A 23,335-nucleotide genomic window follows, 5' to 3' on the forward strand; every position below is an offset into this window, starting at 1 on the left:
ACCATGGACAACGCTTTCGACACGATCGCAACGGCGGCGCCGTTCGATACTGCAAAGCTCGATCGGCTGATGGATGAAGCGGGGCTCGACGTCCTGATCGTCACCTCGCGTCACAATGTGCAGTATCTGCTCGGTGGATATCGCTTCTTCTTCTTCGACGTCATGGAGGCAATCGGCACCAGCCGCTATCTGCCGGTGTTCGTCTATCAGAAAGGACACCCGGAAAATTCCGCCTACATCGGCAACCGCATGGAAAAGTTCGAGCACGAGCTCGGACGGATATGGACGCCGGTTGTCAAGGCGGAGGCGTGGGGAACGATCGATGCGATCGGCCTCGCGATCGATCATGTGAAGAAGCTCGCGGGCGCGGCCAGGCGCGTCGGCATCGAGGCTGGCTTCCTGCCGGCCGACGCCAGGGATCATCTGTATGCCGGCCTTGGCGACGTCGAGTTCCGCGAGGCCCATTTCTCGCTGGAACGTCTGCGTGCCGTAAAGTCTCCGACCGAACTGGACTGCATCAGAGAGGCTTCCGAACGGGTCGTCGACGCGATGATGGCCACGTTCAAGTGCTGTGCACCGGGCATGACCAAGAACGACGTCGTGGCCCATCTGCGCCGCGAGGAGCAGGAGCGTGATCTGGTCTTCGAATATTGCCTGATTGCCGCGGGCAAGAGCCATAACCGCGCGCCTTCCAGCCAGCGTCTCGTGCAAGGCGACGTGATCTCGATCGATTCCGGCGGAAACTACCGGGGCTATATCGGCGATCTCAGCCGCATGGGCATCCTGGGTGAACCCGACAGCGAGCTGCGCGAGTTGCTGCAGGAAATCGAGGACGTCCAGCAGTTGGCCCGGCGCGCGATCCGGCCGGGCGCCATGGGTGGCGACATCATCGCGGCGGGCGAGGCGGCCGTCAAAGCCTCGCCGCATCGCGCCGTGCTCGACTTCACCGCACACGGCATCGGGCTCGTCAGTCACGAAGCGCCGCGCCTGACCGCGACAGGTCCGGTGCCTTATTCGCCGTCTGACGCCGACCGGCCGCTCGAACGCGGGATGGTGATCTCGATCGAGACCGCGCTGCTGCATCCAACGCGCGGCTACATCAAGCTCGAGGACACGCTGATCGTCTCCGAATCGGGCTGGGAAGCGCCCGGCGACCATGGCAGGGGGTGGAATTCGGCCCGTCCCATGGCCTGAAGCGATCAGTGCAGGGCGGCATTTTGGCTGGAGGCGTTTGGCAATATTCGGAATACTAGAAATGTACCCCTGAGTTGCCCGACGTGTCAAGTGGCTCGGTCGAGTCTGGCCGCCGCCGGCTACTGTGCATGGGGTTGTTTTCGATATTTTGGCAGCGGCGGTCTTTGCTTCACGCCAGCCTCCCCTCATGCGATGCTTCGAACTGGATGCAGCGGCGGCTCCGTGCCGTCCGCTCGCCGGGTCGGCGCCGACGATGGTAAGGTGCAACCGATATCGATTGCCTCCCCATCGACAGAAGCGACCCGATGACCGCTAACGCGCTCCACGACTACGCCCAAAGCATCCTGACCGCACGGGTCTACGACGTGGCGGTCGAGACGCCGCTCGACCCGATGCCGCGGCTCTCCGAACGATTGTCGCGCACGGTGTTGCTGAAGCGGGAAGACTTCCAGCCGATCTTCTCGTTCAAGCTTCGCGGTGCCTACAACAAGATCGTCAGGCTGCCGGACGCGCAGCGCAGGCTGGGCGTGATCTGCGCGTCGGCGGGCAATCATGCCCAGGGCGTCGCGCTGTCGGCGCGCAAGCTCGGCATTCCGGCGACGATCGTGATGCCGAGGACGACGCCCGCTATCAAGGTCGAGGCCGTCCGGCGTTTGGGCGGTGACGTTGTCCTGCATGGCGACACGTTCGACGACGCGCAAACCAAGGCCAGGGATATCGAGGCTGCGCGTGGCTTGACCTTTGTGCATCCGTTCGACGATCCCGATGTGATCGCCGGCCAGGGAACGGTCGGGATGGAGATCCTGCGCCAGCATCCCGATCCGATCGAAGCGATCTTCGTGCCGATCGGCGGAGGCGGACTGGCGGCCGGCGTGGCCGCCTTCGTGAAATTCCTCAACCCGTCGATCAAGGTCGTCGGCGTCGAGCCGGCGGACGCCGCGTCGATGGCGGCCGCGCTCGCCAAGGGCAACGTCGTCGCGCTGGATCAGGTCGGACTGTTCGCCGACGGCGTCGCCGTTCGCAAGGTTGGAACCGAGACCTTCCGGCTCTGCCGCGACCTGCTCGACGAAGTCGTCACGGTGGACACCGACGCCATGTGCGCCGCCATCAGGGACATCTTCGACGACGTGCGATCGGTCGCCGAGCCCTCCGGCGCATTGGCGCTGGCCGGCCTCAAGGCCTACGCCGAGCGCGGCGCGCTCAGCGACGGAAGCCTGATTGCCGTCAACAGCGGAGCCAATCTGAATTTCGACCGGCTGCGTACCATTGCCGACCGCGCCGAGGTCGGCGAACATCGCGAGGCGCTGCTTGCCGTGACCGTGCCGGAGAAGCCGGGCAGCTATCGGCACTTCATCCGCATCCTCGGCTCGCGCGCGATCACGGAATTCAACTACCGCTTTGCCGAGACCACCGCGCCGGCGCAACTGTTCGTCGGCATCGCGCTGAGCCGCGGCGAGGCCGAGAAGCGGGAGGTCATGGAGCTGCTTCGGCGCGAAGGCTATCCGATCCTCGATTTGAGCGAGAACGAGATGGCCAAGGACCATGTGCGCTACATGGTGGGCGGTCGCGCTCCGCTGCTCAAGGACGAGGTCATCTACCGCTTCGAGTTTCCGGAGCGTCCGGGCGCGCTGCTGAAATTCCTCGAGAGCCTGGCGCCCGACCGCTGTTCCACTATCGCAATCACGGCGCCGACTATGGACGCATCCTGGCGGGGATCGAGGTCAAGCCTCACGAGCGCGCCCGGTTCGTTCAGGCGCTGGATGCGCTCGGCTATCCCTACTGGAACGAGAGCGAAAATCCGGCCTATCGCCTGTTTCTTTCCGCCGAGAAGGGATGAAGCGACGAACGTCTCTGTCGATCAGCGATCGGCCGTCAGTTGCTGGCGATAGCGCTCGGCGTCCCAATTCAGCAGCGCATGCTCGTTCTCTGCGGTCAGATAGTTGACCCGTGCGGTCAGGGGCAGGCGGCAGGTGACCAATGCGAGACAGCTCAGCATGGCTTCCGCGCCGTCGCTCGCATCCTCGCGGATAAGGCTGCCGAGGTCGGGAACGAGGAGCGCCACCGGCGGCGGCAGTCCGTTCGCGGTGGTCTGCGCGATCATGGCGCTCAGCTTCTCGCGATGTTCCAGGACCGGCAGGCCCGGGCCGAGGAAGACGACGTGATCAGGATACAACGAGCCGCTGGTCGCGATCGCGCGGCTGTAACGGTCGGTGGCAATGTCGTGGCCGCGAGGATCCCGCGGCAGACGATAGTTGGTGCCCACGCAGATCGTGCGGAGGGCGTCATGATCTGCCGCCGGCGCGCTACGCTGCTCGAGGGCGAGACGTTGCTCGACCTCGGCGACCAAAGCCTCGGCGGCGTCGCAGCTAGCCGCACCGACCACCAGGCCGTGATTGCCGAGGATCAGGACGTCCACCGTATCATCGGCGATCGCCGCGCTAACCGCGCGCGCGAGCGGCAGCCCCGGGTGGCGATAGTCGAGGTAACGCCAGGCCAGTCCGTCCAGGCGCCGGGCAAATTCGTCGCGGGCGTCGGTGCGCACCGCCCATGCGATGGTGTTGACGGAATGGACGTGCAGCACGATCCGGTGCGGCATCAGGGCATGCAGCGAGGTCTCGATCGAGGCGCGCAGCGTCGTCCCGGCGTTCGGCGCCAGCGGCACGCGTTCGTCGCCATGCAGCAGCGCCGCGCGCGCGGCCGACAAGGCGACCGGCACGAAAATCTCCTTGTCCTCGGCATCGGCGAGCCAGGTACCCGACGCCTTCACCCACAGCACGTCGCCATCCTTGACCGACGAATTGCCGCCGGCGCCTTGCACCAGCAGGATATTCCTGCCGACGCGTGCCGACATTCGGCGCAGTTCATCCAGCATTTGAGGCGGTCGCATCGGGGCTGTTCTCACCAGGTCAGATGGTCCATCGTCCAGTGCGGCATCCGCGCCGCTGTGCCGGCCACGGTCTGGATCGCCCGCGGCAGATCGCTCGCCTGCGCAAACGTCGCGCGGTGGGCGCCGGAGCCGATCAGCAGGGTCAGCATGCCGGCGGTGCGTCCGCCGGCGATATCGTGATCGAGGGAGTCGCCGATGACGAGGATCCGGTCCGGCGGCGGCCGTCCCAATTGGTCGAGCGCGGCGGCAAACATCGGCGGATGCGGCTTGCCGACGAACAGCACGGTGCCGCCGAGCGAATGGTAGAATGCGGCGAGCGCGCCCGGCGCGGGGATCAGGCCCGCGACCCCGAACATCACCAGATCGGGATTGGCGCACAGCATCGGCAGTTGGCGTGCGGCAGCGGTTGTCAGCGGCTCACGCCATCGCTCGGGCTCGGCCGCATCATCGTCGAGACCGCCGAGCAGGATGAAATCGGCCTCGCGCATGTTCGAGACCACCACAAGGTCGGTGTCGTCGACGATCGAGCGGTCACCGTCGCGCGAGATCAGGAAGCAGGCGCGTCCGAGCTCGGCAAAGGGCGCCTGCTCGCGCGCATGCAGGCCGCGCCAGGTGACCTCGCCCGAGGACAACACGCCGTCATAGGCGTCGGGCGGCAGACCGAGCGTCGCGAGCCGCCGCTGGTTGCTGCCGGCGCGCTTGCCGGAGTTGGACAGGACCAGGATCCGCTTGCCGGCTTCGCGCAGCCGCGCCACGCACTCCAGCGCCGCGGGGAACACCGCCAGCCCCTCATGCAGCGTGCCCCACTGGTCGAGCAGCACATGATCGAAGCGGTCGACGATGGCGTGAAGGCCGGCGATCGCGGTCGCATCGGCCTTCATGGCAGGCCTCCGTTCAGCGCGAGCAGCGCGGCGCCGTAGCTTGCTTCGGTCTGCTCGGCGACCGAGACGGGAACGCCGAGAACGCGGTGCCGGATGCTGGTCCAGGCGTCGTTCTTCGCGCCGCCGCCGATGGCGATGACGCGGCGCAGGCGCGGCGCACCGAGCCGCGCCAGCTGGCGGTAGGCGAGGGCTTCCACCGAGGCGATGCCCTCGAGCAGACCCTGGAAGAAGCGGCAATCTTCCGCAGGACGCGGCGTGACCCGCGCGGCCAACGCTGGATCGGCGATCGGAAAGCGTTCGCCGGGTTTTGGCAGCGGATAGTAGTCGAGCCCGGTCGGCTGGTCCGGCGTCAGCTGCGGTGTCAGCCGCTCCATCTCGGCGGCGGTGAAATGCACCAGCAAAGCGGCGCCGCCGGAGTTCGAGGCGCCGCCGGCAAGCCAGCGCTCGCCGAGCCGGTGCGAATAGACGCCTTGGTCGGCCGCGAAGATCGGCTGGGTCGCAAGCTGCTTCACCACCAGCGTGGTGCCGAGCGAGGTGACGGCATCGCCCGGCTGGTCGGCGCGCGTCGCGATGAAGGCCGCAACGCCATCGGTGGTGCCGGCGGAGACCTGCGCCGTGAGCGGCAGTCCTAGCGACCGCGCGATCTGCGGATCCATCTCGGAAAATGGCGTGCCCGGCACCAGCACTTCGGGGAGCAGATCGTCGCGCACGCCGAGCTGTTCGAGCCAGGATGGCCAGGCGCGCGCGACCGGGTCGTAGCCGAGCTTCAGCGCGTTGTTCTCGTCGCTGATGCCGTGATGGTTCGCGAGCCGGCCGGCGATCCAGTCCGCCTGGTGAACGGCGTGGCGCGCATCGCCGACATAGCCGTCATTCTGCAGATAGAGCAGCTTGGCGAGCGCGCTGCTCGCGCCATGCGCGCCGCTCTCGCGCGGGGCGACCGCCGCGACGCGCGTCGCCTCACGCGTGGCGCGGGCATCATTGTACATCAGCCCCGGCGAGCAGGGGCGGCCGGCGGCGTCGACCAGCAACAGCGTGCCCGACGTGCCGTCGACGACGATGCGCGTGACGTCGCCGAGAGCGACGGTCTCGCCGAGCTTGCGGATGGCCGCCGTCGCGGCTTGCCACCACAGCTCTGGTGTCTGGTCGATGGCGTTGCCGTCGACGCGCGGTGCAGCCAGCGCGACGGACGCAAAGCCGCGGATGGCGGCCTGCGCATCGATTGCACAAGCGCGCACGCCGCCGGTTCCGACGTCGATGCCGAGATACAGACCTCCCATGCGACCTCATCGCTCTCTGGTGCGCGCGCGACGACATTGGTTGCGCTGCAGCACGTTTGGGGGATTGACGCCCCGTTCGGCCTCTGCAATTTTTTGCAGGACGTGAAGAAATTTGCAAGCGGACTTTTCCTGATATGGCACCCCCGCCCGACAGGCTGCCGGTGATCGACGGCGAGGCGTCGCTCGCGACGCGCGCAGCGTGGCTGTATTTCGCGGCGGGGCTCACCCAGTCCGAGGTCGCCGACCGCCTCAACATCCAGAGCACCAAGGCGCATCGCCTGATCGCACGCGCCAGCCGCGAGGGCATGATCCGCGTGTTCGTCGAGGGGCCGGTCGCCGAATGCGTCGCGCTCGAGAACGATCTCGCGCAGCGCTTCGGCCTCTCGTTCTGCCGCGTCGCGCCTGATCTCGGCGAGGGCGATCTGCCGCTGAAGGCGCTGGCGCTGGAAGGCGCGAGCTTCCTGCGCCAGATCCTGGAGCGCGGCCAGGACAAGGTGATCGGCTTCGGCCATGGCCGCACGCTCGCGGCGGTCGTGGAGCAGATGCCGCAGACGCCGGCGCGCGACGCGCAGTTCGTGTCACTGCTCGGCGGGCTGACGCGGAAATTTGCCGCCAATCCGTTCGACGTGATTCACAAGCTCGCCGAGCGCACCGGCGCGGAAGCCTATCTGCTGCCGGTGCCGGTGTTCGCCAATTCGGTCGCCGATCGCGCCGTGCTGATGCAGCAATTCGGCATCGCCGACGTTTTCGCGCTGGCGCGCAAGGCCTCGCTGCTGTTCGTCGGCATCGGCCAGGTCAGCCGTGACGGCTTCCTGGTGTCGAGCGGCATGATCAAGCCCGACGAGGTCGTCGAGCTGAAGCGTGTCGGCGCCTGCGCCGACCTGCTCGGGCATTTCTTCAGCGCCGACGGAACGGTGCTGGACACCGATCTGTCGGCCCGCGCTACCTCCATGAGCATGCCCGACCTCAGGAAGCACCGGATCGTCGCCATCGCCGGCGGGCCGGCCAAGGTGACCGCGCTGCGCGGCGTGCTGCGCAGCGGCGTTCTGCACGGCCTCATCATCGACGAAGCGACCGCAAAGGCGCTCGCCACCGACAAGCCGGAGACCACATCCGGCAAGACAAGAAGCAAGACCCGGAAGGACACATAAAACAAAGCGTCAACAAGGAGAGGAAATACATGTTCGATCGCGAGAAGAATCTGTTCGACTCCTACGCTGCCAAACGCATCAGCCGCCGCGATCTCCTGGACGGCGCCGCCAAGCTCGGCATCGCGGGGATCGCCGCCAACGCCGCTTTCGCCTCCTCGATGTCGAAGGCGATGGCCGCCGACTTCAACTGGAAGGCCCAGAGCGGCAAGAGCGTCAAGCTGCTGCTCAACAAGCACCCCTATGTCGACGCGATGATCGGCGACATCGAGGCGTTCAAGACGCTCACCGGCATGAACGTCACCTACGACATCTTCCCGGAGGACGTCTATTTCGACAAGGTGACGGCGGCGCTGTCGTCGAAGTCGGACCAGTACGATGCCTTCATGACCGGCGCCTACATGACCTGGACCTATGGTCCGGCGGGCTGGATCGAAGACCTCAACACCTACATCAAGGACCCCGCCAAGACCAATCCGGCCTTCGCCTGGGACGACGTGCTTCCGGGCCTGCGCGCCTCGACCGCGTGGGACGGCGTCGCCGGCTCCGAGCTCGGCTCGGGCAAGGCCAAGCAGTGGTGCATCCCCTGGGGCTATGAGCTCAACAACATCACCTACAACCGCAACGTCTTCGACAAGGTCGGCGTCAAGCCGCCGAAGAACCTCGACGAGATGCTGGAGGTCGCGGCCAAGATCACCAAGGACGCCGGCGGTCCCTACGGCGTCGGCGTGCGCGGCTCGCGCTCCTGGGCGACCATCCATCCCGGTTTCCTGTCGGCCTATTCGAACTTCGGCCAGAAGGATTTCGTGATGGAGGGCGGCAAGCTGAAGGCCGCGATGAACACCAAGGCCTCGAAGGATTTCCACGACAAATGGGTCAAGATGATCCAGACCTCGGGCCCGAAAAACTGGTCGACCTACACTTGGTACCAGGTCGGCACCGATCTCGGCGCCGGCGCCTCGGGCATGATCTTCGACGCCGACATCCTCGGCTACTTCATGAACGGCGGCGACAACAAGGAGAAGGGGCATCTTGGCTATGCGCCGTTCGCGGCCAATCCGGCCGCCAAGGCGCCGACCCCGAACGTCTGGATCTGGTCGCTCGCGATGTCGAGCTTCTCCAAGCAGAAGGAGGCGGCCTGGCTGTTCATGCAGTGGGCGGCATCCGTCGAGCACGATCTGTTCGGCGCGCGCAAGATGGACTTCGTCAATCCGGTGCGCGCATCGGTGTGGAAGGACAGCGAATTCCGCGACCGCATCGCGAAATCCTATCCCGGCTATCTCGAGCAGCACGACATGTCGTCGCCCGGCGCCAAGATCTACTTCACGGCGCAGCCGCTGTTCTTCGACCTGACGACGGAATGGGCCGCTTCGCTGCAGAAGATGGTGGCCAAGGAGGTCAGCGTCGACGAAGGGCTCGACAAGCTCGCCGACAGCATCAACCGCCAGCTCAAGCAGGCCGGTCTCGGCTGACGGATCAACTGTGCGGTGCCTGATCCCCCGCACCGCACCCATCCGCCGGCTCGGACCCTTGTCCCATCCGAGCCGGCGGCGTTTGCCAGCCGAACGTGATCTCTTATCATCATGAGCATGGTCCAACTCCTCCAGACGAACGCGCAGGCAGCGCCGGCCAAACCAAGGCCGCGCGTGCGCCTCTTGCCCTATCTGCTCAGCCTGCCGGCGCTGCTCGTCTGCGTGGCGATCCTGGTTCCGTTCGTGACCGCGGCGGTCTACTCGCTGCAGCGCTACCGGCTGAACCTGCCTCATCTGCGCGGCTTCATCGGCGCCGGAAACTACATCGACTTCCTGTCCGACCCGGCGTTCTGGAATACGTTCCGCGTCTCGATCACCTATACTGTGGTCACGGTCGTGCTCGAGCTGCTGCTCGGTCTTGGCATCGCGCTGCTGCTGCGCCGGCCGACCCGCTTCCACAATGCAGTGTCGATCATGCTGCTGCTGCCGCTGATGACGGCGCCGGCGATCGCCGCGCTGATGTGGAAGCTGATGACCAATCCGAGCTTCGGCATCCTGTCCTATCTGGTCGGCCTGTTCGGCGTCACCGATTTCAAATGGGCCTCCGATCCATCGAGTGCGCTGTTCACGGTCGTGCTGGTCGATGTCTGGGTCTACACGCCGTTCATCATGATCCTGCTGCTGGCGGGGCTGCGCTCGCTGCCGCGGCAGCCGTTCGAGGCCGCGGCACTCGACGGCGTGCCGGCGAGCTTTGTGTTCTTCCGCATCACGCTGCCGATGCTGGCGCCCTACATCATCACGGCGTCGCTGTTCCGGCTGCTCGATTCGATCCAGCAGTTCGACATCATCTATGCGATGACGCAGGGCGGGCCGGGCGACCGGCTGATGGTGTTCCAGGTGCAGGCCTATCTGGAATTCTTCCAGTACACCAATGTCGGCAGATCGGCGGCGCTGTTGATGATCCTCTGGCTCATCACCAACATCCTGTCGAACATCTTCATCAAGAACTGGCTGCGGCTGCGCGCGCGTGCGCACGGCCACGCGTGACGGGGAGGGGCGCGATGGAACATTCCAACCTTGCCGGTCGCATCTTCCGCGGCGTGGCGCTCACGCTGATCCTGATCTTCTTCATGTTTCCGATCGTCTGGATCTTTCTGATGTCGTTCCAGACCAACGAGCAGATCCTGCGGATTCCGCCGCGGATCCTGTTCGAGCCGACGCTTGCCAATTACGAGGCGCTGATCTCCGGCCAGCTGCGCACCGCGGCCGGCAATCTGCAGATCTCCTTCATGCGCAACCTCTTCAACAGCGTCGTGCTGTCGAGCGCGGCGGTGCTGCTGGCGCTGCTGCTCGGCGTGCCGGCGGCCTACGCCTTTGCGCGCTTCAAATTCCGCCTCGGCGAGAGCATCGCCTTCACGCTGCTGTCGTTCCGCTTTGCGCCGCCGCTGCTCGTGCTGCTGCCGCTGTCGCTGTACTACCAGGAGCTCGGACTGAACGACACCTATTTCGGGATCGTCTGGGTCTATCAGTTGATCGCGCTGCCGCTGATCCTGTGGATCGTGCGCGGCTATTTCGAGGATATCAGCCCTGATATCGAGCATGCCTACCGACTGGCCGGGCATTCCTGGCGGGAGGCCTTCACCAGGATCGCGGTGCCGCTGGCGGGGCCGGGGATCGCCGCGGCGGGGCTGCTGTCGTTCATCTTCTGCTGGAACAATTTCGTCTTCGCGCTGATCCTGGCCTCCGCCGACAAGCAGCCGGTGACGGTCGGCGCGCTCGCCTTCGTCACCGCGTCAGGTATTCAGTACGGCCAGATCGCGGCGGCGATCGTGCTGTCGGTGACGCCGACCCTGTTGCTCGCGCTCTATGCACAGCGCTACCTGGTCGAGGGTCTCTCGCTCGGCGCGGTGAAAGGCTGATCCAATGGCGCGTCTCGAGATCAACTCGGTGAGCAAAGCATTCGGTGCAGCACGGCCCGCCGACGGATTGTCGCTGGCGGTCGAGCCAGGCGAGATCGTGGCGGTGTTCGGACCGTCCGGCAGCGGCAAGACCGTGCTGCTGCGCATGATCGCGGGCATGTTCGAGCCCGACGACGGCGACATCCTGGTCGGCGGCCGCTCGGTCGTCGGTGCTCCGCCCGAGCGGCGCGGGATCGGCATGGCATTCCAGAACTTTGCCTTGTTCCCGCACATGACCGCCCGCGACAATATCGCAAGCGGCCTGCGCGCCAGGGCCGGCGGCGGCGATGTCGCCGGTCGCGTTGCCGCGATCAGCAGGCTGCTCAAGATCGAGCACGTGCTCGGTCACGCGCCGCGCGAATTGTCGAACGGACAGAAGCAGCGCACGGCGCTGGCACGGGCGCTGATCGGCAATCCGGATGTCCTGCTGCTGGATGATCCCCTGCGCAATGTCGACGCCAAGCTGCGCTACGAGATGCGGCTCGAGCTGCCGAACCTGCTGCGTCGCGGCACTGCCGCGGTGCTCTACGTGACCCAGGACTATCGCGAGGCGATGGCGATCGCCGACCGCATCGCGGTCTTGATCGACGGCCGGCTCGCGCAGGTCGCGACGCCGACCGATATCTATGCCCAACCCGCATCGGTCGCGGTCGCGCGCCTGTTCGGCGATCCGACCGTCAACCTCGCGGAAGTCTCGCCAGTAGCGGAGCACGGCATGCTGTCGGCTGACATCGCCGGCGCCAGGATCCGGCTCGGCGCGGCCGATGGCGCAGCACCTGCCGGTGCATGTTGGCTGGGCGTCCGGCCTGAGGATCTCGTGGTCTCGTCTGCATCCACCGACGACGCCATCCCGGCGCGCATTCTCGCGATCACGCCGATGCACGAGAAGGCGGTGCTGCTGCTCCGTCTTGCCGACGGCACGGAGTGGCTGGCGGCGCTACCGCCGGATGCGCCGCAAGGCGCGGCTGACGATGCTATTTTCGTTCGCTTTGCGCCCGACGCCGCGATGCTGTTCGATCGCGCCACCGGGCTGCGGATCGGGGCGTCGCACCGGCTCAAGGCGGCATAGGAGCGAATGGTCATGGACGTGCTCGAGCTTCGGGGCATCGACAAGGTCTATCGCAGCCGCGGCAAGGAGCCGGTGCACGCGGTGCGCGCGCTCGACATGGCGGTCGAAAAAGGCGAGATCGTCGCACTGCTGGGATCGTCGGGCTGCGGCAAGACCTCGACATTGCGCATGATCGCAGGCTTCGAGGACGTCTCCGCCGGATCGATCGCGCTCGGCGGGCGGCGGATCCACGAGCTGCCGCCGGCGCGGCGCAAGGTCGCGATGGCGTTCGAGGGCTACTCGCTCTATCCGCCGCTCACGGTCCGCGAGAACATCGCGTTCGCGCTGAAATCTGCCCAGTTGCCGCGAGCCGAGGTGACGCGTCGCGTCGGCGAGATCGCCCGTCTGGTCGAGATCGAGGACATCCTCGACAGCTATCCGCGCGCGATCTCAGGCGGCCAGCAGCAGCGCGTGTCGCTGGCGCGGGCGCTGGTGCGCGACGCCGATCTCTATCTGCTCGATGAGCCAATGGGGCAGCTCGAACCGCAGCTGCGCGCGGTGCTGCGCGGCCGGATCAAGAGCCTGCTTGCCGAGCGCGGCATGACCGCGATCTTCGTCACCCACGACCAGACCGAAGCGAGTGCGCTGGCCGACCGCATCGCTGTCATGGAAGGCGGCCTGCTGCAGCAGTTCGCCAGCGAGAAGGAGCTGAAGGGCCGACCGGCCAATCTGTTCGTTGCAAGCTTCATCGGCGAGCCGCCGATGAACCTGCTCGACGCCGAGGTGACGCGGTCCGATGGTGGCTTCCGTCTGTCGGTCGGAACCGACATGGGTTTCGATATCGCCGGCGCCGGACTCGACGTTGAGGCGGCGAAGACGCTCGCGGCCACGCCGCAGGTGCGGATCGGCATTCGTCCGCAGAAGATCGTGGTCGGGACCGGTGACGTCAGGGTCAAGGTCGTCTCCAACCAGTGGCTCGGCGATCAATCGCATGTCGCCGGCGATTGCGGTGGCCGCATGCTGATCGCGGTCATACCGGGCCGTGTCGCCGCGCGGCCGGGAGAGATCATCTCGTTTGCGCTGGAGCCGCGTCACCTGCACATCTTTGGCAGCGACGGAACCTACATTCGCCATGCGGAGGGAGCGTGACGATGACCGCTTCGGCCAGCCGCGACGTTATCATCGGCATTGACGCCGGCACCTCCCTGATCAAGGCGGTGGCGTTCACGCTGACCGGCGAGCAACTCGCAGATGTCTCGCGGCCGAATGCGTACAGCAGCCTGGCCGGCGGCCATGTCGAGCAGGACATGGCGCAGACCTGGAGCGATACGGTCGCGGTCATTCGTGCGCTGGCGAAGTCCGTGCCTGACCTGTCGGCGCGGATCGCGGCCGTCGCGGTGACCGGGCAGGGCGACGGCACCTGGCTGATCGATGACGACGGCCGGCCGGTCGCGCCGGCGCTGCTGTGGCTCGACTCGCGCGCCGGGCGGCTGGTCGAGGCGATTCGCGGCGGCGAGCACAACGCGATCCTTTACCGTCGAACCGGCTCCGGGCTCAATGCCTGCCAGCAAGGGCCGCAACTGGCGTGGCTGCAGGCCCACATGCCCGACACGATCGCCAGCGCGACCACGGCCTTCCACTGCAAGGACTGGCTTTATTTCCTGCTCACCGGTGAACGCGCAACCGATCCGTCGGAAGCCACGTTCTCCTGCGGCGATTTCCGCAAGCGAGCATTCGACGCAGAGACCGCGCGGTTGATCGGTATCGCCGACCTGACGCGCCTGTTCCCGCCGGTCGTTGACGGCGCGGTCATGACGCATCCGCTGACCGCGGCCGCCGCCATCGAGATCGGCCTGCCGGAAGGTGTGCCGGTCTGCCTCGGCTATGTGGACGTGATCTGCAATGCGCTCGGCGCCGGGCTCTACGATCCGTCACCCGATGTCGGCTGCACCATCATCGGGTCGACCGGCATGCATATGCGGCTGGTACCGAGCGCCGACGCGGTGACACTGAATCGGGAGGCAACCGGCTATACCATGCCGTTCCCCGTGCCCGGTCATTATGCCCAAATGCAGTCCAACATGGCGGCGACGCTGAACATTGACTGGATGCTCGATCTCGCCTGCGACATGCTGGCGGCGGAAGGCGTGACGCGCACGCGCGCCGAACTGATCCGCCGGCTCGACGATCAGGTGCTGCGGGCGAGGCCCGGCGAGGTGCTGTTCCACCCGTTCATCTCCGATGCCGGCGAGCGTGGTCCGTTCGTCGCGCATGAGGCCAGCGCGCAATTCTTCGGCTTGCGGTCGCGCCACCGCTATGGCGACCTGATGCGCGGCGTGATGGAGGGCCTGGCCTTCGCCGCACGGGATTGTTACACGGCGATGGGGTCGCTGCCGCGCGATGTCAGGATCACAGGCGGCGCGGCGAAGAGCCGTGCGCTTGGCGCCATCCTCGGGGCCGCGCTGGATTGCGACGTCCGGATCTGCAGCCGCGCCGAGGCCGGCGCCGCGGGCGCTGCGATGATCGCGGCGGTCGCGATCGATGCCTATCCCGACATGCGCGCCTGCGCCGAGCAGTGGGTCGCGGCGCATCTCAGTGCGCCGCAATCGCCGGACGCTGCGCTGGCGAAGCGCTATGCCAGCATCTTCCCGACCTATCTCGAGGCAAGGCTGGCGTCGCGGCCGGTCTGGAAGCAACTCGCTGCGCTGCGCGCCGGAGGCGATCATGTCTAAGTCCATCGCCATTGTCGGCGACCGCTTCATGCTGCCCTCGGTGTTCGCCGAGCACATCCGGTCAGCCTGCGGCGATGGCGTCGATATCCGCACCCTGGAGCAGCCGTGGCCGGACGAGCCGATGGAGCACGGTTACGCCGGCTCGAAGCTCGACGGTCTGAAGGAATTCATGGGGCAGCCCGACGAGATCATCGGCTTCATCGGCGATGCCGAACTGCTCGTCACCCATCTGGCGCCGATCTCGCGGTCGATGCTGGAGCGGTTGCCGAAGCTGAAGTTCATCGCGGTGTCGCGCGGCGGCCCGGTCAACATCGACATGCAGGCGGCGCGCGACCACAACGTGCTGGTGGTCAATACGCCCGGCCGCAATGCGGGTGCGGTCGCGGAGTTCACGATCGGCGCCATTCTGGCCGAGACACGCCTGATCCGCAGTGGTCACGAGGCGCTGCGAGGCGGGGAATGGCGCGGCGACCTCTATCGCGCCGACCGCACCGGGCGCGAGCTCGGCGAGATGACGGTCGGCATTGTCGGCTACGGCGCGATCGGCAGCCGCGTGGTCAAGCTGCTGAAGGCCTTCGGCTGCAAGATCCTGGTCGCCGATCCCTATGTCCAGCTCAGCGCCCAGGACCGCAATGACGGCGTCGAGCATGTCGCGCTCGGCGAATTGCTCGGCCGCGCCGACGTCGTCACGCTGCACGCCCGGGTGACGCCGGAGACCACCCGTTTCATCGGGCGCGAGGCTCTGGTGCGGATCAAGCCGGGCGCGTTCCTGATCAACACCGCGCGCGGTCCGCTGGTCGACTACGAAGCGCTGCATGATGCGCTGGCATCGGGGCATCTCGGCGGCGCCATGCTCGACACCTTCGCGGTCGAGCCGGTTCCGGCGGACTGGCCGCTCTTGCGACTTCCCAACGTCACGCTGACGCCGCACATCGCCGGCGCCTCCGTGCGTACCGTCACCGTGGCCGCTGGGCAGGCGGCCGAAGAGGTTCGTCGCTTCCTGGCCGGCGAGCCGCCACGCAATCCGTGCTGAAGAGAAAGGCAGTTCGTATGACCCGTGAGGAACGACAGTTGCGCGAGGCGATCATCGCCAAGTGCCGGTGGATGAATGCGTCGGGTCTCAACCAGGGGACATCGGGCAACATCTCCGCCCGCTACAAGGACCGGATGCTGATCACGCCGTCGGCGACGCCCTACGATTCGATGAAGCCGGAGATGATCGCCTCGATGCCGCTCGAGGGCGACTATGGTGCGTGGGAGGGGCCGCTGCAGCCGTCCACCGAATGGCGCTTCCATCTCGACATCACGCGCGCCCGGCCCGATGTCGGCGCCATCGTCCATACTCACTCGACCTACGCGACCGTGCTCGCGATCGCGCGCAAGCCGATCCCGGCCTGCCATTACATGATGGCGGCGTTCGGCGGCAGCGAGATCCGCTGCGCCGGCTATGCGCGCTACGGGACCAAGGAATTGTCCGATCATGCGATCGCCGCGCTCGAAGGCCGCAACGGCTGCCTGCTCGCCAATCACGGCATGATCGCGCTCGGCGCCAATCTCGACAAGGCGATGTGGCTCGCGGTCGAGCTCGAGACCATCGCGCGTCAGTACTACCTCTCGCTGGCGCTCGATTCGCGCGTCATCCTGACCGACGAGGAGATTGCCGACACCGCGAAGGGGTTCTCCACTTACGGTCTGCAGGCGCCGAAGCCGAACAAGGCCCGCGCGACCGCAAAGGCGGCGCCGCGCCGCGCCGAGAAAAGGCGCAGCAGCAAGCGATGACGGGCACTGCGCCGGTCGCAGGTACGGATCACGGGCTGGTCGATATCGCCATCATCGGTGGCGGCATCAACGGTGCCGGCATCGCCCGCGACGCCGCCGGCCGCGGCTTGAAGGTGCTGCTCTGCGAGAAGAATGATTTCGCCGAGGGCACCTCGTCGCGCTCGGGCAAGCTGATCCATGGCGGACTGCGCTATCTCGAATATTACGAGTTCCGCCTGGTGCGCGAGGCGCTGATCGAGCGCGAGGTGCTGCTCGCGTCGGCGCCGCATATCATCTGGCCGATGCGCTTCGTGCTGCCGCATTCGCCGGAGCAACGGCCGGCGTGGCTGGTCCGCACCGGCCTGTTAATCTACGACCATCTCGGTGGCCGCAAGCAACTTCCGGCGAGCCGCAGCCTGGATCTGTCGTGCGCTCCGGAGGGCGCGCCGCTGCGTCGGGAGTTCCGGCTAGGCTTCGAATATTCGGACTGCTGGGTCGATGACAGCAGGCTGGTGATCCTCAATTTGATCGATGCCGCACAGAACGGCGCCTGCATCCTGCCGCGCACGCGGGCGGTGCGCGCGCGCCGCGACGGCGAGACCTGGCTGCTCGAAATGCACGGCGACGACGGCACAACGCAGGTCGTGCGGTCGCGCGCGCTGGTCAACGCCGCCGGGCCGTGGGTTCAGGATGTCATCCAGGGCGTGGCGGGCCTGAACTCGGCCCAGAGCGTACGGCTGGTCAAGGGCAGCCATATCGTGGTGCCGAAATTCTGGAGCGGGCCGCAGGCCTATCTGCTGCAGAACAGCGATCGCCGGGTGATCTTCGTCAATCCCTATGAGGACGATCTCGCCTTGATCGGCACCACAGACATTCCCTATCACGGCCGCGCCGAGGACGTCGCGATCGGAGAGGACGAGACCGATTACCTGTTGCAGGTCTTGCGCCGCTATTTCCGAACGCCGCCGCAGGCGGGCGAGATCGTGCACGCGTTCTCCGGGGTCCGTCCGCTCTACGACGACAACGCCGACAATCCGTCGGCGGTGACGCGCGACTATGTGTTCGAGGTTCACGGCGCGCAGGATGTGCCGCCGCTGCTGTCGATCTTCGGCGGCAAGATCACGACCTACCGCCGGTTGGCGGAGCAGGCGCTGCAGCGCCTCGCGCCGTGGTTTCCGAAGCTGTCGTCGGCCTGGACCGCGGATCGGCCGCTGCCGGGCGGCGACATCGGCGGCAGTTTCGATGAATTCGCGAATCGGCTGGCACGCGACTATCCCGATTTGCCGCGAACGCTCATCCATCACTATGCGCGTCTTTATGGGACGCGCGCGCGCCAGCTGCTGGGTCCGGTCCGCAGCGCCGCAGACCTGGGCCGTCATTTCGGCGGCGAGTTCTATGAATGCGAAGCGGTGTATCTCCGCGAGAATGAGTGGGCAAGGCAGCCTGCCGACTTCCTGGACCGGCGCACCAAGCACGGCTTGCACTTGACGCCCGCGCAGCGGGTCGCGTTCGAGAGCTACCTCTAGGACGCGATTTGCGTCCAGGTGCGTCACGCAATCGTTTTCAAATACAGGCTCGGATCGAAATATTTGCTTGCCGGGGTAAAGTCCTTGATGCCGGCATTGGCCATGAAGAAGTCGGTCGATTGCTGCAGCCAGTTGGTGACCGTGCCGTCGGAATACATCCGCTTCCAGTCCCGTGACGAGAACATCTTCTGCGCCTTGAACGATTCGTCGATGTCGGCCATCGGCGTCTGGCTGTAGTGGCCCTTCTGCAGCTTTTCCATCGCTTCGGTGCTGTTCGCGATGATGTAGTCATTGGCATCGGCCCAGCCACGGATCAGCTTCGCCAGCGTTTCCTTGTTGGGCTCGTAATAGTCGTTGGCCGCGGCCCAGCCGCCGATGATCGCGGCCTTTGGATAATAGGCTGAGGCGTCGGCGAGCTTGACCGCGCCCGGCACCTTGTCGCGAACCGTCACGTTGAAAGGCACCCAGAGCGCGACGGCAGGCACCGCGCCTGAAATGAAGGCGGTTACGGCGGCCGGCATGGTCTGGTTGACGAGCTCGACCGCTTTGGGATCGACCTTGTTCGCACGCAGCGCGGTGTCCAGGAACACATGCGCGGTGGTGCCGGTCGCAGTTGCGATCCGCTTGCCCTTCAGATCCTCGAATGACTTGATGCCCTGATCGCCGCGCACCCAGAGCTGTGCGGTCGCGACCTCGATGTCGTTGATGAGGAAGACCTTGCCCTGGCCCCGGGCGGGGAAGTTCGAGAGCACGGCGCCCGTCGCCAGCACGTCGAGGCTGCCGCCGATCAGCGCCTGGAAGATTTCGAGGCCGGTATTGAACTGCCGCAGCTCGAGATCCAGTCCCTGCTTTTCGAAGGAACCGCGGTCCATGCCGGTCCAGATCTGGCCGTCGACGGCAACGGTGTGCAGATAGCCGACCCGAACTTTTGTTTTTGCCTGAGCAATCGCAGGGGCTGCGGCGGTGAAGGACCCCAGGGCAAGCCCGGCCGTCGTGGTCAGAAATTGTCGCCGATCCATAGGTCGTCCTCCGCTGTGTTGTTATTCCGAGAATGAGACCGGACGCATCTGCGCCTGCTGGGCGCGGTACTCGTCCATCACCAGATGCTTGATATAGCTTCGCAGCTCGCCGAATTCGGGCCGTTCCTGGATCGATTCATCGCGCGGATAGGCGAACGGCACCTCGATGATCTGCCTGATCCGCGCCGGCCGCGCGGTCACCACCACGATACGGGACGCGAGATAGATCGCCTCCTCCACGGAGTGGGTGATCAGCATGACCGTCTTGCCTTCGGTCTGGAGCACCTTGAGCAGCAGGTTCTGCATGTTGGAACGGGTCTGAGCGTCGAGCGCACCGAACGGCTCGTCCATCAGCAGGAACTGCGGCTTGACCGCGTAAGCCCGCGCGATCGCGAGCCGCTGTCGCATGCCGCCGGATAAATGCTTCGGATAGGAGTTGGCGAAGTCGGACAGCCCCATCAGGCCGAGATAGTGATCGCAGATCGAATCGCGCTCGCCCGCCGCGACGTGATTGGCCCGGAGCGTCAGGCCGAAAGCGATGTTCTGTTTCACCGTCAGCCACGGGAAGACGCCATATTCCTGGAAGATGACGCCGCGCTCGGGACCGGGACCCGTGACGGGCTGCCCGTCGAACAGCACGCTTCCGGTCGTCGGCTTCTGGAAGCCCGCGAGCATGCTCATCATCGTGGTCTTGCCGCAGCCTGAAGGGCCGATCACCGCGATGAAATCGCCATCGTTGATATCGTAGCTGACATCCTCGACGACGTTGAGGCGTCCCTTCGGGGTCGCGAAGGCAAGCGAAACCTTGTCGAACTGTGCACGCGTGGTCATGCGATGGCCCGATCCTGCCAGACCAGCAACCGGGCCGTGATCTTGCGCAGGATCATGTCCATGATCAGCGCGATCAGGCCGATGCAGATGATGCCGACATAGATGACGTCGAGCAGGAAGTAGGTCGATGCATTCTGGATCATGGCGCCAAGCCCACGCTGGGCCGCGATCAGTTCGGATGCCACCAGCGTCGCCCAGGCCACGCCAAGCGCGACCCGCAGCGCGGTGAGGATGTGCGGAACGGTGAGGGGAATGATCACCTTGCGAAAGATTTCCGCCTGATTGGCGCCGAGCGTCTGCGCCACGCGGATATAGAGCGGCGTGATCTGCGAGACCCCCTCATACATGACGATCACGCCGGAGAAGAACGAGGCGTAGAACAGGATGACGAGCTTTGCGAGCTCGTCCACGCCGAAATAGACGATGACGAGCGGGATCAGCGCGATCGGCGGCAGCGCGCGGAAGAAATTGATCATGGGGTCGGCGAAGGTGCGGGCCGGGCGATACCATCCGAGCAGAAAGCCGACCGGCACCGCGACCAGAATTCCAAGCGAGACGCCGAAAAAGACGCGCCTGGTCGAGGCGAAGATGTCGATCAGGAGGCCTTCCTTGGTGAGAAGCTCGACGAACTTCGCGGCGACCTGGTGCGGGGCGGGGATCAGCGATGCGTTGACGAAGCCGCTCCAGCGCACGGCATACCAGAGCAGGATCGCACCGACCCACGGTATCAACCCGAGACCAAAGCGTCTCACGCCAGCTCCGTCCATTCGACGCGTCCACCCAGATTGCAGTTGATGTTTGCCCAAGTCATATTATAAATAGGATGACCATACAAGCGCCGCTTTGGTCGTAGGCGCCGCAGGCTTTTCCGCGCATGACATCGCCGCCTTTCACCATCCGGAGCGTCCAGGCCTTTGGCTTTCGCTATCCTCTGACGACACCGGTCATCACCTCGTTCGGGCGGATGGGGGACCGGCCTGCCGTGTTCGTTCGGGTCGAGGACACGGACGGTTTCGTGGGCTGGGGCGAGGTCTGGTGCAACTTTCCGGCGCCGGGCGCCGAGCATCGTGTTCGGCTGGTCAATGAGGTCCTGGCACCGGCGCTTGTCGGATTGAGGGCAAGCAAACCTGGTGCCGCATTCGAGCGACTGACGCAGGGAACTTCGGTGCTCGCGTTGCAATCCGGCGAAGCGGGCCCATTCGCGCAATCGATCGCCGGCATCGATCTCGCCGTCTGGGATCTCCATGCGCGCCGCCGGAACGTTGCGTTGTGGAAATTGCTCGGCGGATCGCGGAGCCGGATCAAGGTCTATGCCAGCGGTATCAATCCGGTCGGATCGGAGCGAGCGGCGGAAGCGGCGCTCGGCCGCGGCTATCGCGCCTTGAAGCTGAAGATCGGCTTCGATCCGGCAGACGACCGGGCCAACCTCGCCGCGCTGCGCGACCTCGTCGGCAATGGCATGCTTGCGGCCGATGTCAACCAGGGTTGGACCATCGCGGAGGCGCTCGAGCGTGCGCCGCAGCTCGAGCCGTTCGGCCTTGCCTGGCTCGAGGAGCCGATCCGCGCGGACCGTCCGCGGCAGGAATGGAAGCAGCTGCACGAGACGATCCGTTTTCCGCTCGCGGCCGGTGAGAACATCGCGAGCTACGCCGGCTTTGCCGAGGTGCTGAGCGAGCCGGTTCTCGGTGTCGTCCAGCCTGACATCGCCAAGTGGGGCGGGCTTTCGGCTTGCGCCGGCATCGCCCGCGACATCCTGACGTCAGGCAAGATGTTCTGTCCGCACTATCTCGGCGCCGGCATCGGCCTGTTGGCGTCGGCGCATCTGCTGGCGGGCGTCGGCGGCGAGGGACTGCTGGAGGTCGACAGCAATGAGAACCCGCTGCGGGATCAATTCTGCGGCCCCGTGCTTCACGTCAGCGATGGAATGATCGAGCTCGGCGAAGAGGCGGGTCTCGGCATTGCGCCCGATCTTGCCTCGATCGAACAATACCGGACCGCGTGATGTCGGGGCTTGGCTACGATTACATCATCGTCGGTGCGGGGTCGGCCGGCTGTGTGGTCGCGAACAGACTGTCGGCCGATCCTGCCTCCCGCGTGTTGTTGCTCGAAGCCGGCGGATCGGACCGGAATTTCTGGCTCAAGCTGCCGGTCGGGTATTACCGGACCATCTACGACGAGCGCTTCTCGCGCCTGTTCAAGACCGAGCCGTCGGAAGGAAGCGGCGGCCGCGCCATCGTCTGGCCGCGTGGCCGCGTGCTCGGCGGATCGTCGTCGATCAACGGCCTGATCTTCATCCGCGGCCAGCACGAGGATTTTGACGACTGGGAACGTCTCGGCGCCGACGGCTGGAACTATCGCGACGTCCTGCCCTATTTCCGGCGCTACGAGCGCTATCGCGGCGGCGAGAGCCAGTATCACGGCGGTCTCGGTGAGTTCGAGGTCTCCGATCTCCGTAACGACAATCCGGCGTCGAGGGCCTGGGTGGAGGCGGGCGTGCAGTTCGGCCTGCCGCGCAATTCCGACTTCAACGGCGCGACGACGCTTGGCGTCGGTGCCTATCAGCTTGGCATCGGGCGGCATTGGCGGACCAGCTCGGCATCCGCCTTTCTTCGACCGATTGCCGACCGGCGCAACCTGACCATCATCACGCATGCGCAGGTGAGCAAAGTCACTTTCAACGGCCGCTTCGCGACCGGCGTCGAGTGGATCAGCAAAGGGCAGGTTCATCGCGCGACAGCCGATCGCGAGGTGATCCTGTCGGGCGGCGCGCTGCAATCGCCGCAAATCCTCCAGCTTTCCGGGATCGGTCCGGCCGACCTGCTTCGCAAGCACGGCATTGCCGTCGTCACCGACTCGCCCGAAGTCGGCTCCAATCTGCAGGACCACTACCAGGCGCGGCTGATCGTGCGCCTGAAGGAGCGGATCTCGCTCAATGACCAGGTCCGCCATCCTGTCGAACTCGCGAAGATGGGGTTGCAATGGATGCTGGCCGGGCGAGGGCCGTTGACGGTGGGGGCGGGACAGGTGGGCGGAGCGGCCTGTACCGAATATGCGGTCGGCGGCTGTCCCGACGTGCAGTTCAACGTGATGCCGCTCTCCGTCGACAAGCCCGGCGAACCCCTCCACAGCTATTCCGGCTTCACGGCCTCGGTCTGGCAATGCCACGGCCGGTCGCGCGGACAGCTCGCGATCCGCTCGGCCGATCCGTTCGAGCAGCCGCTGATCGCGCCCAATTATTTCGCCGAGGAGATCGACCGCAAGACCATTGTTGCCGGCCTGAAGATCTTGCGCGAGATCTATCAGCAAAAGGCGTTCCGCCCGCTCTGGGACGTCGAAATGGTGCCGGGCGAGGCCGCAAGTAACGATGCCGGGCTGTGGGAGTTTGCGCGCAACACCGGCGGCACGGTGTTTCACTGCGTGGGCACCTGCCGCATGGGCAGCGACGAGCGGGCAGTCCTCGATCCGCAGCTGCGGGTGCGCGGCGTCGAGCGGCTGCGCGTGATCGACGCCTCGGTGATGCCGCAGATCACCTCGGCCAACACCAATGCGACCAGCCTGATGATCGGGGAACGCGGTGCAGCCCTTGTCATGCCGTGATTGGGCC

The 23,335-nt window shown here is 65.9% G+C and carries 19 protein-coding genes and 1 pseudogene; 14 read left to right on the plus strand and 6 right to left on the minus strand.

Features of this window, described 5'->3' with window-relative positions:
- Positions 1–3 precede the first annotated feature (3 nt).
- Positions 4–1,194, plus strand: coding sequence for a Xaa-Pro peptidase family protein (locus tag J2R80_RS17155; RefSeq protein ID WP_253638968.1), 1,191 nt, complete (start codon positions 4–6; stop codon positions 1,192–1,194).
- A gap of 305 nt (positions 1,195–1,499) precedes the next feature.
- Positions 1,500–3,031: pseudogene (gene ilvA, locus J2R80_RS17160) on the plus strand (threonine ammonia-lyase, biosynthetic).
- Between the two features lie 21 nt (positions 3,032–3,052).
- Here the strand turns inward: ilvA and J2R80_RS17165 are convergent.
- From J2R80_RS17165 to J2R80_RS17175, 3 genes are read right to left on the minus strand one after another with little or no spacing between them, the layout of a single operon-like run.
- Positions 3,053–4,081, minus strand: coding sequence for a class II aldolase/adducin family protein (locus J2R80_RS17165; protein ID WP_253638969.1), 1,029 nt, complete (start codon positions 4,079–4,081; stop codon positions 3,053–3,055).
- 11 nt (positions 4,082–4,092) lie between these two features.
- On the minus strand, positions 4,093–4,962 hold the full coding sequence (locus J2R80_RS17170; RefSeq protein WP_253638970.1) for a TIGR01459 family HAD-type hydrolase: 870 nt from the start codon (positions 4,960–4,962) through the stop codon (positions 4,093–4,095).
- A complete protein-coding gene (locus J2R80_RS17175) occupies positions 4,959–6,239 on the minus strand; it encodes an FGGY-family carbohydrate kinase (protein WP_253638971.1) in 1,281 nt (426 codons plus the stop codon). Before J2R80_RS17175 ends, J2R80_RS17170 begins: the two co-directional genes overlap by 4 nt.
- A 134-nt stretch (positions 6,240–6,373) precedes the next feature.
- Between J2R80_RS17175 and J2R80_RS17180 the strand changes: the two genes are divergently transcribed.
- The 10 genes from J2R80_RS17180 to J2R80_RS17225 all read left to right on the plus strand — a co-directional run bounded on the left by J2R80_RS17180 (position 6,374) and on the right by J2R80_RS17225 (position 17,881).
- A complete protein-coding gene (locus J2R80_RS17180) occupies positions 6,374–7,390 on the plus strand; it encodes a sugar-binding transcriptional regulator (RefSeq protein WP_076823802.1) in 1,017 nt (338 codons plus the stop codon).
- 29 nt (positions 7,391–7,419) lie between these two features.
- The gene (locus J2R80_RS17185) at positions 7,420–8,859 is read left to right on the plus strand and encodes an extracellular solute-binding protein (RefSeq protein ID WP_028335671.1); all 1,440 of its coding nucleotides are present in this window, start codon (positions 7,420–7,422) and stop codon (positions 8,857–8,859) included.
- A gap of 117 nt (positions 8,860–8,976) precedes the next feature.
- The gene (locus J2R80_RS17190; protein WP_210262648.1) at positions 8,977–9,906 is read left to right on the plus strand and encodes a carbohydrate ABC transporter permease; all 930 of its coding nucleotides are present in this window, start codon (positions 8,977–8,979) and stop codon (positions 9,904–9,906) included.
- A 14-nt stretch (positions 9,907–9,920) separates the two neighbouring features.
- A complete protein-coding gene (locus J2R80_RS17195) occupies positions 9,921–10,778 on the plus strand; it encodes a carbohydrate ABC transporter permease (RefSeq protein WP_253638972.1) in 858 nt (285 codons plus the stop codon).
- Positions 10,779–10,782: 4 nt separating this feature from the next.
- On the plus strand, positions 10,783–11,886 hold the full coding sequence (locus J2R80_RS17200; protein ID WP_253638973.1) for an ABC transporter ATP-binding protein: 1,104 nt from the start codon (positions 10,783–10,785) through the stop codon (positions 11,884–11,886).
- Between the two features lie 12 nt (positions 11,887–11,898).
- Entirely contained in the window at positions 11,899–13,014 is a 1,116-nt protein-coding gene (locus J2R80_RS17205) for an ABC transporter ATP-binding protein (protein ID WP_253638974.1), read from the plus strand.
- 2 nt (positions 13,015–13,016) lie between these two features.
- Positions 13,017–14,597 carry an FGGY-family carbohydrate kinase gene (locus J2R80_RS17210; RefSeq protein WP_253638975.1) on the plus strand — a complete coding sequence of 527 codons (1,581 nt, stop codon included), beginning with the start codon at positions 13,017–13,019 and terminating at the stop codon, positions 14,595–14,597.
- Complete coding sequence (locus tag J2R80_RS17215; RefSeq protein ID WP_253638976.1) at positions 14,590–15,630, plus strand: 2-hydroxyacid dehydrogenase; 1,041 nt, start codon at positions 14,590–14,592, stop codon at positions 15,628–15,630. Before J2R80_RS17210 ends, J2R80_RS17215 begins: the two co-directional genes overlap by 8 nt.
- A gap of 17 nt (positions 15,631–15,647) precedes the next feature.
- Positions 15,648–16,376, plus strand: coding sequence for a class II aldolase/adducin family protein (locus J2R80_RS17220; protein ID WP_253638977.1), 729 nt, complete (start codon positions 15,648–15,650; stop codon positions 16,374–16,376).
- On the plus strand, positions 16,373–17,881 hold the full coding sequence (locus J2R80_RS17225) for a glycerol-3-phosphate dehydrogenase (protein ID WP_253638978.1): 1,509 nt from the start codon (positions 16,373–16,375) through the stop codon (positions 17,879–17,881). The genes J2R80_RS17220 and J2R80_RS17225 overlap by 4 nt, the downstream gene beginning before the upstream one ends.
- A gap of 23 nt (positions 17,882–17,904) precedes the next feature.
- Here the strand turns inward: J2R80_RS17225 and J2R80_RS17230 are convergent, their stop codons facing one another.
- From J2R80_RS17230 to J2R80_RS17240, 3 genes are read right to left on the minus strand one after another with little or no spacing between them, the layout of a single operon-like run.
- The gene (locus J2R80_RS17230) at positions 17,905–18,900 is read right to left on the minus strand and encodes an ABC transporter substrate-binding protein (protein WP_057021030.1); all 996 of its coding nucleotides are present in this window, start codon (positions 18,898–18,900) and stop codon (positions 17,905–17,907) included.
- Between the two features lie 21 nt (positions 18,901–18,921).
- Entirely contained in the window at positions 18,922–19,731 is an 810-nt protein-coding gene (locus J2R80_RS17235; RefSeq protein ID WP_253638979.1) for an ABC transporter ATP-binding protein, read from the minus strand.
- Positions 19,728–20,483 (minus strand): ABC transporter permease, encoded by a 756-nt coding sequence (locus tag J2R80_RS17240; protein WP_225163506.1) that lies wholly within the window; start codon positions 20,481–20,483, stop codon positions 19,728–19,730. Before J2R80_RS17240 ends, J2R80_RS17235 begins: the two co-directional genes overlap by 4 nt.
- 122 nt (positions 20,484–20,605) lie before the next feature.
- On the opposite strand from J2R80_RS17240, the gene J2R80_RS17245 reads away from it, so the two are divergent.
- Together J2R80_RS17245 and J2R80_RS17250 are read left to right on the plus strand one after the other, a co-directional pair.
- The gene (locus J2R80_RS17245; RefSeq protein WP_253638980.1) at positions 20,606–21,733 is read left to right on the plus strand and encodes a mandelate racemase/muconate lactonizing enzyme family protein; all 1,128 of its coding nucleotides are present in this window, start codon (positions 20,606–20,608) and stop codon (positions 21,731–21,733) included.
- Entirely contained in the window at positions 21,733–23,328 is a 1,596-nt protein-coding gene (locus J2R80_RS17250; protein ID WP_253638981.1) for a GMC family oxidoreductase, read from the plus strand. The genes J2R80_RS17245 and J2R80_RS17250 overlap by 1 nt, the downstream gene beginning before the upstream one ends.
- Positions 23,329–23,335: the final 7 nt, after the last annotated feature.

The sequence above is a fragment of the Bradyrhizobium sp. USDA 4541 genome (genome assembly GCF_024171085.1).
Taxonomy (GTDB): domain Bacteria; phylum Pseudomonadota; class Alphaproteobacteria; order Rhizobiales; family Xanthobacteraceae; genus Bradyrhizobium; species Bradyrhizobium australafricanum.

What these genes read in the sequence shown, in the direction of transcription:
- J2R80_RS17175 (WP_253638971.1), bottom strand. Translation starts at nt 6,239, where the DNA reads ATGGGAGGTCTGTATCTCGGCATCGACGTCGGAACCGGCGGCGTGCGC.
- J2R80_RS17210 (WP_253638975.1), top strand. Translation starts at nt 13,017, where the DNA reads ATGACCGCTTCGGCCAGCCGCGACGTTATCATCGGCATTGACGCCGGC.
- J2R80_RS17245 (WP_253638980.1), top strand. Translation starts at nt 20,606, where the DNA reads ATGACATCGCCGCCTTTCACCATCCGGAGCGTCCAGGCCTTTGGCTTT.
- J2R80_RS17165 (WP_253638969.1), bottom strand. Translation starts at nt 4,081, where the DNA reads ATGCGACCGCCTCAAATGCTGGATGAACTGCGCCGAATGTCGGCACGC.
- J2R80_RS17235 (WP_253638979.1), bottom strand. Translation starts at nt 19,731, where the DNA reads ATGACCACGCGTGCACAGTTCGACAAGGTTTCGCTTGCCTTCGCGACC.
- J2R80_RS17155 (WP_253638968.1), top strand. Translation starts at nt 4, where the DNA reads ATGGACAACGCTTTCGACACGATCGCAACGGCGGCGCCGTTCGATACT.
- J2R80_RS17225 (WP_253638978.1), top strand. Translation starts at nt 16,373, where the DNA reads ATGACGGGCACTGCGCCGGTCGCAGGTACGGATCACGGGCTGGTCGAT.
- J2R80_RS17185 (WP_028335671.1), top strand. Translation starts at nt 7,420, where the DNA reads ATGTTCGATCGCGAGAAGAATCTGTTCGACTCCTACGCTGCCAAACGC.
- J2R80_RS17230 (WP_057021030.1), bottom strand. Translation starts at nt 18,900, where the DNA reads ATGGATCGGCGACAATTTCTGACCACGACGGCCGGGCTTGCCCTGGGG.
- J2R80_RS17190 (WP_210262648.1), top strand. Translation starts at nt 8,977, where the DNA reads ATGGTCCAACTCCTCCAGACGAACGCGCAGGCAGCGCCGGCCAAACCA.
- J2R80_RS17215 (WP_253638976.1), top strand. Translation starts at nt 14,590, where the DNA reads ATGTCTAAGTCCATCGCCATTGTCGGCGACCGCTTCATGCTGCCCTCG.
- J2R80_RS17220 (WP_253638977.1), top strand. Translation starts at nt 15,648, where the DNA reads ATGACCCGTGAGGAACGACAGTTGCGCGAGGCGATCATCGCCAAGTGC.
- J2R80_RS17195 (WP_253638972.1), top strand. Translation starts at nt 9,921, where the DNA reads ATGGAACATTCCAACCTTGCCGGTCGCATCTTCCGCGGCGTGGCGCTC.
- J2R80_RS17250 (WP_253638981.1), top strand. Translation starts at nt 21,733, where the DNA reads ATGTCGGGGCTTGGCTACGATTACATCATCGTCGGTGCGGGGTCGGCC.
- J2R80_RS17180 (WP_076823802.1), top strand. Translation starts at nt 6,374, where the DNA reads ATGGCACCCCCGCCCGACAGGCTGCCGGTGATCGACGGCGAGGCGTCG.
- J2R80_RS17205 (WP_253638974.1), top strand. Translation starts at nt 11,899, where the DNA reads ATGGACGTGCTCGAGCTTCGGGGCATCGACAAGGTCTATCGCAGCCGC.
- J2R80_RS17170 (WP_253638970.1), bottom strand. Translation starts at nt 4,962, where the DNA reads ATGAAGGCCGATGCGACCGCGATCGCCGGCCTTCACGCCATCGTCGAC.
- J2R80_RS17200 (WP_253638973.1), top strand. Translation starts at nt 10,783, where the DNA reads ATGGCGCGTCTCGAGATCAACTCGGTGAGCAAAGCATTCGGTGCAGCA.